This window comes from Xanthomonas sp. NCPPB 3583, assembly GCF_041475715.2.
Classification (GTDB): domain Bacteria; phylum Pseudomonadota; class Gammaproteobacteria; order Xanthomonadales; family Xanthomonadaceae; genus Xanthomonas; species Xanthomonas euvesicatoria.
Genome location: NZ_CM191263.1, coordinates 3,709,086 through 3,724,731 on the forward strand (window position 1 = coordinate 3,709,086; position 15,646 = coordinate 3,724,731).

Consider the following 15,646-nt stretch of genomic DNA (forward strand, 5'->3'; position numbering starts at 1 on the left):
AGGCACCGTGCATGGCACGGCGCGGCAACACGCAGACGTCGCTACGGAGCCCCGTTGGCGACGCCTGTCGATGGTTCGGCATTCCAGCCACGCAGTTGCAGCGTGGCGTTGCGCAAGGTGGCAGCGGACGGCCCGCGAATTTCCACCACGCGCTCTTCGCCTGGTACCAGGCTCAGATAGTTGTCGCTGTAATAGGCCGGCAGGATGCGTTGGCCTTGCGCATCCACCAGGGTCAACTTGGTGTTGAGGGCCACCTGCTGCGACCGGTTGCGGACAGTGGCGCGCAGCATGGCCTCGTTGCCCTGCTGCAATTGTGTGGTGAGCTGCAACGGCACCTTTGCGAGCGCATCCAGCCCACGCATCGCCACCGCATCGCGCGCCACCCAGTAGAAGTTGCGCGAACGCACCACCGCGTCGCGGTCGAGCAACTGCAGCCGCACAAAGCCCAGCCCGTTGGTGTCCTTCAGCAACGGCGCCAACTGCAGCACGGGTGCCGACACTGACACTGCCGCGGCGTCCAGCGGCTGTTCGCGCTGTTGCAGCAGCGTGCCGTCGTGTGCGTACACCTGTGCACGCACACGCAATCCACGCACCGGCGTGGCAGCGTTGTTGACCACGACCACTTCGTGCCCCGGCAGATTCATCTGCACATGCAGCGTCTCGGCTGCAGTGCGCACGCCGTAATACGCGGCGTGGGTGTCGTAATCGTGGCTATACACCTGCCACATGTTGCTCGGCCACGCCGGATGGCTCATCCACAGCAGGCGGCCGCTGTTCTTGCTCCACAGTTGCGCGTTGAAGCCTTCGAAGATGGCGCGATGGGTTTCGTAATTGAGCAGCTGCGCCTTGCGCTCGAAATCCTCTAGGCTGGTCGGTGCGCCCAGCTTGTCGGTCAGCGTGCGCATGAAACTGTTGGTATCGCCATTACCGGACTGGTGCCAATCGTGGTACGCCCAGGCGTCGCTGATTGGCCATTGGTCGCCAACCGCCGGCACCGAGGCCTTGAACGACTCCAGCGTGGAGAACGATGGCGTGCCCACTTCCACCGAGAAGCCCTGCGCCAGCTTGTTGAAGTAGGCCACCGGCTCGCGATAGTTGTACGGCCCACTGCCTTGTAAATTGATCTCGTTGGAGCTTCCTGTGTACCAGCGCGTGCCGTCGAGTTCGGCGACCAGCTTGTCCAGGCCTTCGTTGAGGATGGGGGCCGGCACGCCTTCGTTGCGCCCGAACCACAACACGATGGACGGATGATTGCGGAAGCGCTTGATCACCTCGGCCGCGTTGTCCAGGAACAGCGCCGCGTCGGCCGGTTCCATGTTGTAGTTCTGCGTGGACTGCCAGAAATCGTTGAGCACCAACATGCCGTATTCGTCGGCCAGCTCGAAGAAGCTTGCTTCGGTGTTCTGCCCCACCCAGTTGCGCACCACATTGAAGTGCGCATCGCGCTGCAGGCGAAAGTACGGCTCCAGCCGCTCACGCGACACGCGCTTGCGCCAATCGTCCATGCCCCAGTTACCGCCCTTCACCGCAATGCGCACACCGTTGATGCGGATGACCAGATGCGGGGCCAGCGTGGAATCGTCCAGCTGCTGAACTGCCGGCGAGCCCAGCGCACCGGGATACAGCGACTGCGCGTTGCCGCCGGGTACCGGCCGGATCGCCGCATGGCGTACATCGACGATGCGTTCGCCACGCTGGCGGGCCTGGTTGAGATCGACCAGCACACGGCGCAATGCGCCCTCGTCGTCGAATAACGACAGCTCGTAGGTCACTTCGCGAATACCGAAGCGCAGCTGCTGCGCATCCGAGCGCGCGCCTTCCACATCGACGCCCACTTGCAGCGTGTACAGCGCAGGCTCGCCGTAGCCGTTGGGCCACCACAGGCGCGGGTTGACGAGGCGCAACTGCGGCGTGTCGGCCGCGGTGAACCTCAGCGTACTGCCGCCGGCCGGCACCGTGACCTGGCGCTGGATGGTCACATCTCCGAAGGCCAGCTGCACATTGCCCTGCACTGCGGCAGGCGTGTCGTTGCGCAGCGGCACGTTGATTTCCAGTTCGGCGCGTTGATGATCCGGCGCCAAGCGCGCGGTCAGCACCTGGATGTCGCCAAGTGCGAGCGGGCCGCTGGCGTGCAACTGCACGTCCTGCCACAGACCGGCATTACGGTCGCGTACCGCGGGAATCCAGTCCCAACCCTCGCTGGCGATAAAGGTCGGCCCATCCAGGGCCTGCATGCCGCCGTTTTCGCCGACGCCTGCGCGCATCGATTGTTCGTGCGCAATGCCCGGATGCGGTGGCGGCGACACCCGTACCGCAATGACGTTGCGACCTGGCTTGAGCTGCCTGCTGACATCGAAACGACCGCGTGCGAATGCGCCGCGCGTGCGCCCGACCTGCACGCCGTTGACCCAGATTTCGCCGGCATAGTTGATGCCGTTGAACAGCAGTTCCAGACGCTTGCCTTGCGCGGCGGCAGGCAGATCGAAACTGCTGCGATACCACCAGTCCTGACGGCTCAACGCTTCGGGAATGGCCATATTGTTCAGGCCGATGTCCGGATCCGGATACACGCCACGGTCGACCAGCGTGGTGAGCACGGTACCGGGCACGGTCGCCACATGCCATGACGCATTGCCGGTGGTGTCATCACGACGCGACAGCGTGGCGCCGGTCGCTGCACCAAGCTCCGGTGCTGCGGCCAGTTGCCATGCATCCACGCGCCAGGATGTGGCATCCAGCGATTGCAGCGCAGGCGCATCCGGTACTGGCTGTGCAACCGGCGCCGAGAACGCTGCGCTGCTGCGCGGCAACGTCGCGGCCGGCTGCGGCGCAAGCTGGCCGGCCATCTGCTTGACCTGCAAACGCCAGCCTGGCGATGCGTCTTCGAAGCGCTGCAGTGCCGGATCCGGCGCGTTTGCGGCAAGCCGTGCAATGGCCTGTGCATCCAGCGCGCCCGCCTGTGCGGTAAAGCCCGCGATATCGCCGCCGAAATGTTGCGTATACGCCGCAGGTTGCTGGCGTGGACCGAAGACGAGCGTCGGCGCGATGGCCGTCTGTTGCACACGACCGCTGGCGACCTTGCGGCCGTTGGCGTACAGGGTCAGGCGTTCTCCCTGGGCAACTGCGGCCACTTGCGTCCAGCTGCCTGCACGCAAGGTCTGCGTACTGCGCAGCACATTGTCGGCGCCCTGCGCAAAGTCGAGTGTGCCGCCATCGATCGCAAAGTAGCGGCCTGCGCCTTGCGGATCGCCGACGCCTGCAATCAATGCAGGACCTGTAATCGACCGTGATGGGCGCACCCATCCAACCACGCTCCAGTCCGCATCGGCAGACAACCACGGCGTCTGGGCGGCGAGCTTCTTGGTCAGCGCAACGCCACCGGCAAGCACGCGCACGTCATACGGACCGGGCGGATCGTCGGCAGGCGCTGCCTCCACTGCAGTCCAACCCATGCAAGCACACAACACCCACAGCGCTCCGCGGCGGAACGCCTTGCGAACCATCAGCATTAGAGGCCTCTCCCAAGCTCTACTGCCACACAACGGTGCACACCGCTTCGATGCAATCGGCAACCCGTCGTGCAGACGTTCTGCGTCATGACCTCCGTGATGCCGCCCGTGGCTGCCGCCCCTGTTTCAGCGGCCATGGTGCGAGGTAACGTTACCCCAGCTGGATATCGACAACAACCTTTCTGCGTTAGGGTTGGCAATCCCAGGAGGAGGGAATCATGCGAAACCTGATCCAGTCCGCAGTCCCCGCGGCATGTGCATTGTTGTGTTTGATCGCTGCACCCGCTGCAGCACAGAGCTTGCGCGTACAGTCGCCCGATGCACGCACGCAAGTGGAATTCACGCTGCGCGACGGCGGCGTGCCCAGCTATCGCGTGCTGTATCGCAACACGTTGGTGCTCGACGATGCACCGCTCGGGCTGGATCTGGGCCGAGGCAACAAGCTCGGCCGTGACATGACGCTAGAAGGCAGCACGACCGAACTGCACGACAGCCGCTTCACCTTGACGGTGGGAAAGACGCGCCAGGCACGCGACCATTATCGAGAACTGCGCGTGCAACTGGCCGATACGCAACACCGCAAGCTCAGCATCGAACTGCGTGCCTATGACGACGGCGTTGCACTGCGTTACGTCCTGCCGGATGCGGGCCAGGTGCGCATTCGCGACGAACTCACCAGCTTTGCTTTCCCGCACGATTACCGCTGCTGGAACTTGAATCTGGGCCGCTTCGGGACCAGCCACGAGGGCGAATACGATGCAATCGCCGCATCCAGATTGCGCGCGCATCATCTGCTCGAGTTACCGCTGGTGTGCCAGACCGATGCCAACGGCACCACGCTTGCGATCGGCGAAGCGAATCTGCGCGATTACGCCGGCTTGTATCTCACCGGTCGTTCCGATGGCGGCCTGGGCGTGTCGGCAAAACTCTCGCCGCGCCTGGACGACCCCACGGTGGCGGTCAGCATCGATGCCAAGGGACGCGATTTCGCCACGCCATGGCGGGTGATCATGCTGGCCGACAACCCCGCGAGCCTGATCGAATCCAATTTGATTTCCGCGCTGAACCCGCCACCTGCCTTCGATGCGAGTTGGGTGCGCGCGGGCAAATCGGCGTGGGATTGGTGGTCGGGCAGCCTGGCCAGCGGGGTGGCGAACCCGGGCATGAATACCGCCACCATCCAGCGCTATATCGATCATGCGCGGGATTTGAAGCTGCAATACATGCTGATCGACGACGGCTGGTACTACGGCAGTACCGGCGATGGCCAGTACAACGCCGATGCAGACATTCTCCGCCCGGTCGAGCAACTCGATCTGCCTGGTCTGGTGAACTACGCACGCAAGCGCGGTGTGGGGCTGTGGCTGTGGGCGCACTGGCGCGCGCTCGATGCGCACATGGACCAAGCGCTCACCTGGTACCAGCAGCTGGGCATCAAGGGCATCAAGGTCGATTTCATGGACCGCGACGACCAGCAGATGGTGGACTTCTATCATCGTCTGCTGAGCAAGGCCGCCGAGCACAGGTTGCTGGTGGATCTGCACGGTGCGTATCACCCGACCGGGCTGACCCGCACCTATCCGAACTATCTCACCCAAGAGGGCGTGCTCGGCGCCGAGTACAACAAGTGGAGCGCACGCATCACCGCGACCCACAACCTCACCTTGCCGTTTACGCGCATGTTGCTTGGACCGATGGATTACACCCCTGGCGGCTTTCGCAATGTCCACCCGGCCGAGTTCAAGCCACAGCACTTCGGGCCGCAGGTGATGACCACACGCGCGCAGCAATTGGCGATGTACGTGGTCTACGAGAGTCCGTTTGCGGTGGTTGCCGACAGTCCCGAGCAATACGAAAACGTGCCCGCCGCGCAGTTCCTGCGCGATGTGCCTGCAAGCTGGGACCAGACGCGCGCATTGGATGGCGCCATCGGCGAGCACATCGCACTGGCGCGGCGTAGCGGCAAGGACTGGTATGTGGGCGCGATGACCAACGAGCAGGCGCGCACGCTGACCCTGCCGCTCTCGTTCCTGGGCGAAGGCAGCTGGACCGCCACCATCTATACCGATGGAGAGACCCCGAGCGACGTACGCATCGACACACGCAGGCTCACACGTAACGACACATTGCAGCTTGCGCTTGCTGCAGGCGGCGGCGCTGCAGTGAGGCTGCAAAAAAAGTAAGAGCAGCCATGCTGATAGTGGAGTGAACTGGCACACCTTTGCGCAATAGCAAACGCCGTACGCAAAGGTGTGCATGACCATTGACATGGCATCCGCTTAGCGCATTGCGCTTGCTTCGTGCCTGATGTCACGCAATGCATTGTTGCCCATCCAGTTGTTTTTTGCGCAGCTAGACTGCGCACGCCTTCAACGCAGGCATGCGCCCCGAACGGACCTCGGAATGCACCTGCGGACTGAAGCTGCTGTCCTGCATGGTACGCCGCCGCGTGCAGGCAGTTTCATTCCGGCGCCAAGGGACAACACATGACCTTCCGTTCTCATCGGCCGATATCGATCAGCCACGCGATTGCTGCGCTTTGCGTTTTTGCACTGGCTCCCACAGCCGGCGCTGCCACGCTGCTATCGCCATCGATCTCGACGACCAGCGACCGCAGCATCGATACACTGATGCCACCCTTGCTTCTTACACCGGCCACCGTAAGCGTCGCACCTACCCAACGCGACGCGCTTGGCACGTCGCTGGCTGCATCGCGGGCATTCCCGCAGGTCACGCGCGACTTCAAGGCGTTTCTGGATGCGCAGGCGCAGCTCAGTTACGCAACACGTGGTGCTGCGGCCAAGGTCAGCGACCCCACCGCCTTCGCCGAAATGCAGCGTTATCTGTTCAATCGTTACAACGGTCTGACCGTGCTGCGCAGCGTGCAACAGGACGGCAAGGTGTTCGATTGCATTCCAAGTGCGCAGCAACCTGCCTTGCGCGATGGCAGCACGCCGGCGGCACCCCCCTCCCTCTCAAGTAACAAGGGGACGGTGGCGCCGGTCAACCCGGGTCAACGTTGCGACACCGGCAGCGTGCCGTTCGAACGCATCGGCTTGGCCGAGATGAGCAAGCATGCGAATCTGCGTAGCTTTCTACGCGGCACAACCCCGCGCGCGATCGCTCCCAGGCAGGCTGACGCTGTGCCGGCGGTGCAGGAAGCGGCGCCGGTAACGCATTACTACTCCATCGTCTTTCTGGATACCGCCGGCACATCGGTCACAGGCGCGGGAGCCGACATCAATCTTTGGGCACCCACGTTACGCTCCACCAACGAGAAACAAACCATCAGTCAGATATGGATCGTTGGTGAAAGCGCAAGCGAGCAAGTGCAAACACTTGAAGTGGGCTGGGAGATCCAGCCAGACGCAGGCTGGGGCAACAAGCCGATCGTTTTCATTTATTCCACCCAGGACGGTTACGTCACTACAGGTTGTCATAATCTGGATTGCAGCGATTTCGTGCAGACCAGCACGCGACATGTCCTGGGCGCTCAGCCGGCCGCAGGATTCAGCATTGCAGGCGGCAAGCAGACCCTGCTGGGTGTCGAATTCCAGAAGAATACCGACGGCAACTGGTGGCTGCGCCTGGACGGCGAATGGATCGGTTACTACAAAGCATCACTGTATTCGGGCGATCTCGCCGATGGACGCGTTGCGTACGTGAGCGCAGGCGGCGAGGTCTCGACCAACGGCGGTGTAGCCAGCACACGCATGGGGAGCGGTCAGTTCGCAGCGGCCGGCTATCGCCAGGCCGCATTCCAGGCCAACCACTTCTACCGCGATGCGGCGATGGTCACCCATCCCGTGCAGCGCCTGTCATCGCTGAGCGTGGAGCATCCGTCCTGCTACACGCTGGCGATGGCCGGTTACAGCTATCCGTATGCCTTGGATGCCGGCGTCACCCGCACCGGCTTGTCGCCGGAAATGCAGAATGGTGGTTTCTATTTCGGTGGGCCGGGCTGCGAACGCTGAATCGAGTTGCGTTGGGTCGATCGCGCGCACCGTTTGGTGCGCGCGATCGATCAGGGCAAGTCCACGCCTGCACATACCGCCGGACGCGCGTGCTTGATGGGTTGCACGCCACGCGCATCGAACTGCAGCCCCGCCTGTGCCGGCGCAAATGCCGGCCAAGCCGGCAGGCCCTTGGCATTCGGATTGCCCTGCTGCACGAACGCGGCCCAATAGCGCTGCAGGGACACCGGCGGCTGGCCGATCGGCAGATTCTTGAACAGGAACGGCAACTCGGCGCTATGTGTCACCTGCCCACCGGGCACCGCCGTATCGAACACGTAATGCCACACCGGCACGCCCAGCGCAGCCTGGCGTTGCGCCACGGTCACCGCCGGGCAGCGGAAGGTGAGATCGGTGGACAATTGCATGGATGCATTGCCTTGCCGCGCGGCGCGCTGCGCGATAGCGGCACGATGCGTTTGCAGGATGGTGTCGGCGTGGTCGGGATAGTCGCGGCGCACCCGCTTCTCGGCGCCGTCCTCGCCGCCATAGCGCAGTTCCTGCACCACGTAACCGATCAACAGTGGCACCTTTGCCTGCGCGCCGGCAGCCAGCAGTTCGGCCGGCGCACGTGGCAGCACGCGCCCGTCGACCACCGCCTGCAACCAGATATAGCCGTCGTCATCCAAGGCCGGCACATCCACGCCCTGCGCGGCCTTGAGCAGTTGGTCGGCCGGCAACGCGCGTAGTTGCGCCAGCCGTGTGGCCGAATCGTCGATGCCGGCACGTTTGGCAATGCTCACACCCAGCGCGCGATTGTCTTCCAGGCTGCGCGCCGGCAGGCCGAAGCCGGCAGTGCCGCTCTGTTCGATGGCTGCCGAGAACAGGCCACGTGCGAGCGGGCTGAGCATCAGCAAGCCCACGTCCTGGCCGCCGGCCGACTGCCCGGCAATCGTGACTCGCGCGGGGTCGCCGCCGAACTGCGCGATGTTGTCGCGCACCCATTGCAGCGCCGCGATCTGATCGAGCAAGGCGACATTGCCGGCGGCTTCGTTGTCGCCATCGGTCAGCTCCGGCAACGACAGGAACCCCAGCGCGCCCAGCCGGTATTGCAGCGTCACCACCAGCATGCCCTGCGCCACCAGGTTGGTGGGCAGATGTCCGTCGGCGCCGCCGGCCACGTTCGCGCCACCGTGGATCCATACGAACACCGGCAGCGGCTTGGCCGGATGCAACTGCGGTGTCTGCACTTCGACATAGAGGCAATCTTCGGTGCCGCGCCTGGCCATGGCGTTGTTCCAGCCCAGCGCCGGCTGCACGCACGGCGTGGCGGCCTGAGTGGCGTCGCGCACCTGCGTCCATGCGGCGACCGGTTGCGGCGGGCGCCAGCGCAGCGCGCCCAGTGGCGGCGCAGCGAAGGGGATCGCGCGGAAGACCGCACTGCCGTCGTCCTGCCATTGGCCACGCACCACACCATGATCGGTGCGCACCTCGGGAGGTGCCGCCGGCGTAGCGGCAGACGCGTTGGCACTGAACAGGCAACCGGTCGCAAGCAACAACGCACAAAAACGCACCATCAGTGTTCTCCGTTGAGCACGCGCGCGTGCCAGGCGGCCTGGAAGACCGCAGTGGCCGAGGCGACGTTGAGACTTTCCACCTTGCCGCTGCCGCGGATCGACAACTGCAGATCGCAATCGCGCGCGAAGGCGCGGTCCATGCCTTCGCTTTCCGCGCCCATCACATACACCAGGCGCTGCGGCAGCGCGGCGGCGAAGACGTCCTGGCCACCATCGACCAAGGTCGCGGCAATCGCAAAACCGGCCTGGCGCAGCTGCGCCATCGCCGTTGCAGTGTCGGGCAGTTGCACCAGCGGTACCGCTTCGGCGCCGCCTTCGGCCACGCGTGCCGCCGCGCCCGACAGGCCCAACGTGGAGCCGGCCGGCAACAACAGACCGGCCACACCGAAGTGCGCCGACGAGCGCAATATCGCCCCGAAGTTGTGCGGGTTGCCCACCCCGTCCAGCCACAGCGCCAGCACCGGGCCCTGCGGCAACGCTGCCAGCCATTCCTGCAACGGTTGCGGGGCGACGCGCAGCACCTCGGCGACGATGCCTTCATGGTGCGCACTGGCAGCGAGCTTGCTCAGATCGGCCTCGTCCACCACCCGATAGCCGATGCGCTGGGTCACGCACCAGGCCAGCAGCGCCTTGAACTGCGGAATGCGCGCCTCGCTTAGGTACAGCTTGCGCAGCGCCTGCGGGCGCGCCTTGAACACGGCCTGCACGGCGTTGATGCCGTACAGCCGCACCTCACGCGCGTTGCCGCTTGCTGCAGCGGCAGGTGGCGTGACAGCGGAAGTGTGCTGCGCTGGAGCGCGGGGTGCGGCACTGCGCGGTGCAGGTGTGCGCGGCGCAGCGCGGCCCCACGGGTTGTGCGAGGGGCCGGAGCCGCCGTCGCGTGGCGGCCGTCCGCCGCGTCCATCATGCTGTGTCATTGTCGGATCCAGGAGTTCGAGTTGCTTGCAGTGCGGAACGGCTGCTTCCGGCCGTTTCGCCGTCTGCGTGTCGATCGTGTTGCAGCACCGGAAGGCCGCTGCCGCACAGGCAGTGACGCCGATGGTAAGCCACCGGCGCGATGGTCCGTACATGGCGGCTGTACCGAAGCATGTTGAACGTTGCGCCGCCCTGCGGGGGCGAGGTTGAGGTGGCCGACTGCGCGCAGCATCTGCAAGACTCCTGCGGCGGCCATTTCCCGTCCTGCAGCTGACCATCATGTGCATGCAATCACGCAGGGGCGGATGCGCACACCGGTACGCCAACCGCAACGGGTGGATTCACCCGCGCGAACACACGCAGATCGTGCAGCCCATCCGGCTTGAGTAGCGCACAGCGGCTGACGCCTTCTTCGACGAAGCCATTGCGCAGCAACACCGTGGCCGATGCAGGATTGCGATCGAGCACAGTGGCCTGCATGCGATACAGCGGTCGTGTCTGCATCGCCCAGGCGACATACGTGCCCACGATGCGTGTCATCCAGCCGCGGCCCCAGTACGTGCGACCGATCCAATACCCCAGCTCGGCCGAGTAGCGACGTTCGCCCTGCCCTGGGCGCACTGCGATCGTGCCGCAGGCCTGGCCATCGATCTCGATGGCCAGCACCGGGTCTCGCAAATCGACAACCCTACCCGCTAGGAACGCTTCGCCATCGGCACGGGTATATGGGTGAGGGAATCGCTCGCTCAATCCGCGCGGCACCAACGGGTCTTTGGCATGCCGCACCAAGGCATCCAGGTCGTCTGCACGCCAGCGGCGCAATACGAAGCTCTCGCCTCGCAGGTGTATCGCCTGATCCATACCGGCACTCGCGGTGGCGGACGCGCCATGCTGCTCCCACCGCCGCGAACGCGCATTCTGCGCTTGCGTGCCTGCGCGCGAGCGGATCGATTCGCCAGAGCCGACAGCCGTGCCTGCATTGGCGTGAGGTGTGTGGCTGCTCCGACACCTGAGTCGATCAAGCTCCACGCAGACCACCTGCGCGCCGCGTTTTGAGACGACTCGCTGCAAGCGCCCATTCGTCTCGGTACGAGAACCAAACGGGGTTAAATATGCGAATGCGATACAGCGCATGCTTGTCGAAAGTATGCGTATTTGAGCGCTTAATTCGACGAAAAACCACAAGCGGAACTTTCATAGCCCGGTCATCTTCAGCGCCCCTTTGGCCGCATAGCAATCATCTCGACGAACAATCATCCATTCCCCCCGTCTACATCTCGCGACTGTGCCAGGCCGATGTGCATTCGTGTGCATAGCTCTGGCGGCACAGCTCGACTTCTCAACTTTTTTAACTCGCTTTGGAGAGGCTCTTGAATTCCGAATCACCGACCCAGCGCTCCGCGTCACGCCGTTATGCGAGCGCTGCAGCGCTTCTGTTTCTAACTCTGGTTGGCATGAGTACTACCGGCACCGCGTTTGCGCAGACCCAGGCGCCGGACGCACGACTCACGCGCGTGGCCAATCTCGCCGGCCAGCACAAGCCTGCTGGTGTCCCGCAGGACTATGTGCAGACGCCGTTCGGTTATTTCGCGCCTGCCTGTGTTCGTCATATTGGCGCTAGCGAACGTATTCTTGCCGACGGCACGCTGCAAAAAGCCAATGGTATCCAGGAACAATCTGCGCGCTGCAGCCAGGATAATTTCACCTCCAACGGCGTTCGGGTACGGCCCAATGGTCTTGGTCTGGACGGTCAGGAGGTCCGCCGCGGCGCGTCCAGCGCTGCCTTCAAAAAGCGCAGCCCCGTCCCGGCTGCCATCGACCACGCCTACATCAGCTCAGCCGGGTACTACAGCGGGGTGTCGCCCGGACGCATCGTGGCGAATTGGAAAGTGCCGCCGAACCCAACCAACGTGGCGAGGCAGACGATCTACTTCTTTCCGGCATTGCAAAGCGATACGCCTGTCATTCTGCAACCGGTACTGGGTTACCGCGGCGAAAGCAACAGCTGGGACCTGAGCAGTTGGAACTGCTGCAAGGAGGGCGTGGTCTGGTATAGCGATTTCATTCCAGCCAAGAGCGGCGACCAGATCAACGGGGACGTCTATGCGACATGTGCTGCCGGAAGCGTCTGCTCAAGCTGGAACATCGATACCCGCAATGTCACCAGCGGACGCAGCGTAAGGCTCAGCACTACCTCCTATGGCGATCTGACCCAGATCATGGCGGGCGCACTGGAGGTGTACTCGGTGGACAGTTGTGACGAGTATCCGGCGAGCGGCAATATCACGTTCACCGGGGTGGCCGTATACGACTACCGGATGAAGCAGGTCAGGTCGCCGCCGTGGGAGGAGATCATCGATAACTCCGGCCTCGATTTGCAATGCAACTACCAGTTGGACACTACCTCCACCACGGCAACCATCCACTACTAAAAGCGTAATTTCGCGCCGCCGCTAGAAACCGGCGGCGCTTCACGCTCGCAGAGAAACCGAGGGATGGCAACGCCGCAGGTCGTGCGGTCCTATAGCTGAGCCGCTTGCTGCATCGCCAGTGGCGGCCTTGGCTAACATCGGCTCGGCATGAGGAAGCAATCACTCCAACCTGGCACGTTGTTGTGGCGCCCGTGCCACATCAACGCGTGTAGCACTTTCGCCTGCGGCCGATGCAGTAGAACCAACCTCACTGGATGAGTGATGATCCCGAGTCGCTCACGCCAGGCCGGTGGGATCTTGCGTTGCCACCGGAGCGGATGGCCTTTAACGCTTGCGGGCCTGCGCCTGCCGTAGCGCAGCGCACAGGCGGATGGTCTCGCCGGTCTGCGCCAGGCCACGGTCGGCGCCACTGAGCTTGGCCAGGCGCGGCTTGAAGAACGCATCCAGGCGATCGGCCTCGTCCACGCTGCAGCCACCGGAAGCACCCAGCGCCGGCAACCCGCCACCATCGAACGAGCCACTGCGTTGCACGATGCGGTCGAAGTTGGCGGTGAACCAGGCCCACATCGACTCATGCGAACGCTCATCGCTGTGCCCTCGCATCAGCAGGCTCTTCATCTCGCCCACCTTGATCGCGTCGGTCAGCGCGAAATCGCGCACCTGCTTCAGCAGCGCCGGGTCCTGCACCGCACCCAGTGCGGCGATCATGGCGTTGCGCTGGGCCGGGTCGGCATGCGTGCGCAATGCATCGATCAGCGCCTGCACTGCCGGTGCGCCGCGTTCCTGGACAGTCACTGCCAGCACGGTGCCGAGCAGGTCCGGGTTGGCGGCGGAGAAATCCAGCGCACCCTTGCCGCCGGCCAGCACCGCATCGCCTTGCGCCAGCAGGGCCTTGCGGACCTCTGCGTTCTGCAGACGCAAGGCGAACACACTGGCCAACGACGTGCGCAGTGCGGTGTCGTCGATCGACTCACCGCTGCGCCGCGTGTAGCCCAGCGCACGCAGACGCGGCAGGTACGCCTGTTCGGCGGCCTTGCGCAATGCGCCGCGCTGGGCCTCGGTGGTGGCCTGGTAACGCCAGATCCACCCGAAGCGGTCCAGCAACGCGGTGGACACATCGGCCGATGCCGACGGCGCCAACTGCGCGAGCGCTGCCAGCACGGCCGCGTTGTCGGCATCACCGTGACGGTACGCCGCATTGATCGCATCAGCGTAGGCGAGCTGTTCGTTATCGTCCAGCTGGCCGACCTGCTTGCCAAGCGCCGCCAACTGCTTGCTGGGCAGCGAGAAACGGTAATAGCCGGCGCCACGCGCATTCGGGAACACCCAGGTGTTCTTGCCGGCGCCTTCCAGCACGATGCTGCCGCTGCCGCCTTCAAGCAACTGGCAGGCGGTGCCAACCTGGTTCTTGCCCTTGCCGTACTTCACGCACACCGGCACGCCCCACTGTTGCGCGGCAGAGCCGCTGGAGCCCAGCGGCAGGTAGCGTTGCTGCTGCAGCTTGACCACGGTCTTGCCGCCTTCGCGCGCCACCTGGGTCTGCAGATACGGCACGCCCGGCTGGTTGAGGAAGCTGCGGAATGCGGCCTTGAAATCATCGCCCTTGCCGGCCGCTTCTGCGATTGCATCGACCAAGTCATCGGCGGTGGCGTTGCCGAACTTATGCTTGGCGATATAGGCGCGCATGCCCTGGCGGAACACGTCTTCGCCAACGAAGGCTTCGAACATCGCCAGCACCGCCGCGCCCTTCTGGTAGGTGATGCCGTCGAAGGCGGTTTCGATATCGCCATTGCCGGTGATCGGCTGGCGAATCTTGCGTGCGCTCACCAGGCTGTCGTTTTCCATCGCATGCTGCGCACCGCCGATACGGTCCAGATTGGCGTGGTATTCCGGATGTAGCTGCATGGTGATCTTCTGCTGCATCCAGGTCGCGAACGCTTCGTTGAGCCACAGGTCGTCCCACCACGCCATGGTCACGGTGTCGCCGGTCCACTGATGCGCCAGCTCGTGCGCATTGACGTTGAAGGAGCGCTGCACGTTCTCGGCCGGCGAATCCTTGTCCAACAACAGCAGCCAATCGCGGAAGGTCACAAACCCCGGGTTTTCCATCGCGCCGGCGCTGAAGTCCGGCGCTGCGACCAGATCGAGCTTGTCGAACGGATAACCGAAGGCGTAGTAGTCCTCCAGCGCGGCGATGATGGCCGGGGTCTGGTCCAGTGCGGGGGTGATGCGCGGGCCCTGGCCCTTGGCGGCAATGCCGCGCAACGGCGTGGCGTTGGGGCGCTGCGGGGTGGCCGGCATCGGCGCCACATCCACCACGTCCCACGGGCCGGCGGCGTAGGCGACCAGATAGGTCGGCAGCGGCACGGTCGGGGCGAACGTCACCGTCTTCCAGCCCTTGCCGGCCGGCTTGGTCGAGGTCGCGATGGTGTTGGCCAGCGCCTGGTCATCGCTGGGCACGGTCAGGCTGATGTCGAACGGCGTCTTGAACGCCGGCTCGTCGAAGCCGGGGAACGCGTAGCGCGCACTGATCGGCTCCATCTGCGTCATCGCATACGCCTTGCCCTGGTATTTCACCTGGTACAGGCCCTGCAGCTGTTGGTTGAGCGGCGCGCTGTAGGCGATCTCCACGGTAAGCGTCTGCGGCGAGAGCGTGCGGCCGAAATCCAGCCTTGCCATGCCGGTTTGCGCATCGGCTTCCACGTAGCGTGCAGTCAGCGCCTTGCCCTTGCCCTTACCGGGCTTGACGGTGACCTTGCTGACCTTCAGCTCCTTGCCGTGCAGCCAGAGATGGTCGGACGCCTGCTTGAGCTGCACGCGGATGGTGGTGCGGCCGCTGAATTGCGTCTGCTCCGGGTCGATCTTGAGCGCGAGGCTGTAGCGCTCCGGTACTGCCCAGGTCGGCAGACGACCATTGGGAACCGGCTCGCCGGACGACTGTGCCAGCACGTTGCCGCAGCACAACGCGAGAAGGGAAGGAGCAAGCAGGCAGGCAAGACGACGCATCGACAACTCCGAGGATGGCAATCGTCGAAGTGCACCATATCCACCCGTGACTGTCATGGGCCATTGGTTGGCGACTGGCGCGCACCCGTGCTGTGCCGCGCCCACAGGACCGGCCACAATGCGCGCCCGTCCTGGCTGGGCACCGTTATGAGGCTCGCAGCGACGGCCTACCGTGCACAACCATATGAGACGTATCGCAGCACGCGGCATCGCCGCCGCATGCAACGTACCGCGCAGCGCAGCGACACCGGCCG

8 protein-coding genes are annotated in these 15,646 nt (G+C 64.3%); 3 read left to right on the top strand and 5 right to left on the bottom strand.

Annotated features, from left to right (window positions below; all coding sequences use genetic code 11):
* Positions 1–41 precede the first annotated feature (41 nt).
* The gene (locus ACCQ07_RS16070; protein WP_057681801.1) at positions 42–3,509 is read right to left on the bottom strand and encodes a glycoside hydrolase family 2; all 3,468 of its coding nucleotides are present in this window, start codon (positions 3,507–3,509) and stop codon (positions 42–44) included.
* A 218-nt stretch (positions 3,510–3,727) separates the two neighbouring features.
* Here ACCQ07_RS16070 and ACCQ07_RS16075 point away from each other — a divergent pair, with 218 nt between their 5' ends.
* Both ACCQ07_RS16075 and ACCQ07_RS16080 read left to right on the top strand, forming a co-directional pair.
* Complete coding sequence (locus tag ACCQ07_RS16075) at positions 3,728–5,692, top strand: glycoside hydrolase family 97 protein (protein ID WP_372164242.1); 1,965 nt, start codon at positions 3,728–3,730, stop codon at positions 5,690–5,692.
* 303 nt (positions 5,693–5,995) lie between these two features.
* Positions 5,996–7,483 carry a neprosin family prolyl endopeptidase gene (locus ACCQ07_RS16080; RefSeq protein ID WP_372164244.1) on the top strand — a complete coding sequence of 496 codons (1,488 nt, stop codon included), beginning with the start codon at positions 5,996–5,998 and terminating at the stop codon, positions 7,481–7,483.
* Between the two features lie 50 nt (positions 7,484–7,533).
* Here the strand turns inward: ACCQ07_RS16080 and ACCQ07_RS16085 are convergent, their stop codons facing one another.
* The 3 genes from ACCQ07_RS16085 to ACCQ07_RS16095 form a co-directional block, all read right to left on the bottom strand.
* Positions 7,534–9,039 carry a carboxylesterase/lipase family protein gene (locus tag ACCQ07_RS16085; protein ID WP_011348397.1) on the bottom strand — a complete coding sequence of 502 codons (1,506 nt, stop codon included), beginning with the start codon at positions 9,037–9,039 and terminating at the stop codon, positions 7,534–7,536.
* Entirely contained in the window at positions 9,039–9,956 is a 918-nt protein-coding gene (locus ACCQ07_RS16090) for a TrmH family RNA methyltransferase (protein WP_033479195.1), read from the bottom strand. Before ACCQ07_RS16090 ends, ACCQ07_RS16085 begins: the two co-directional genes overlap by 1 nt.
* A 289-nt stretch (positions 9,957–10,245) precedes the next feature.
* Entirely contained in the window at positions 10,246–10,815 is a 570-nt protein-coding gene (locus ACCQ07_RS16095; RefSeq protein ID WP_372363454.1) for a GNAT family N-acetyltransferase, read from the bottom strand.
* A 593-nt stretch (positions 10,816–11,408) separates the two neighbouring features.
* Here ACCQ07_RS16095 and ACCQ07_RS16100 point away from each other — a divergent pair.
* Positions 11,409–12,386, top strand: a complete 978-nt coding sequence (locus ACCQ07_RS16100; RefSeq protein WP_008576809.1) for a hypothetical protein — start codon at positions 11,409–11,411, stop codon at positions 12,384–12,386.
* 324 nt (positions 12,387–12,710) lie between these two features.
* Here ACCQ07_RS16100 and ACCQ07_RS16105 read toward each other — a convergent pair whose 3' ends face one another.
* Positions 12,711–15,392, bottom strand: a complete 2,682-nt coding sequence (locus ACCQ07_RS16105) for a M1 family metallopeptidase (protein WP_057681797.1) — start codon at positions 15,390–15,392, stop codon at positions 12,711–12,713.
* Positions 15,393–15,646: the final 254 nt, after the last annotated feature.

Coding starts and splice junctions, on each gene's coding strand:
- ACCQ07_RS16085 (WP_011348397.1), bottom strand. CDS start 9,039: ATGGTGCGTTTTTGTGCGTTGTTGCTTGCGACCGGTTGCCTGTTCAGT.
- ACCQ07_RS16070 (WP_057681801.1), bottom strand. CDS start 3,509: ATGCTGATGGTTCGCAAGGCGTTCCGCCGCGGAGCGCTGTGGGTGTTG.
- ACCQ07_RS16075 (WP_372164242.1), top strand. CDS start 3,728: ATGCGAAACCTGATCCAGTCCGCAGTCCCCGCGGCATGTGCATTGTTG.
- ACCQ07_RS16100 (WP_008576809.1), top strand. CDS start 11,409: ATGAGTACTACCGGCACCGCGTTTGCGCAGACCCAGGCGCCGGACGCA.
- ACCQ07_RS16105 (WP_057681797.1), bottom strand. CDS start 15,392: ATGCGTCGTCTTGCCTGCCTGCTTGCTCCTTCCCTTCTCGCGTTGTGC.
- ACCQ07_RS16080 (WP_372164244.1), top strand. CDS start 5,996: ATGACCTTCCGTTCTCATCGGCCGATATCGATCAGCCACGCGATTGCT.
- ACCQ07_RS16095 (WP_372363454.1), bottom strand. CDS start 10,815: ATGGATCAGGCGATACACCTGCGAGGCGAGAGCTTCGTATTGCGCCGC.
- ACCQ07_RS16090 (WP_033479195.1), bottom strand. CDS start 9,956: ATGACACAGCATGATGGACGCGGCGGACGGCCGCCACGCGACGGCGGC.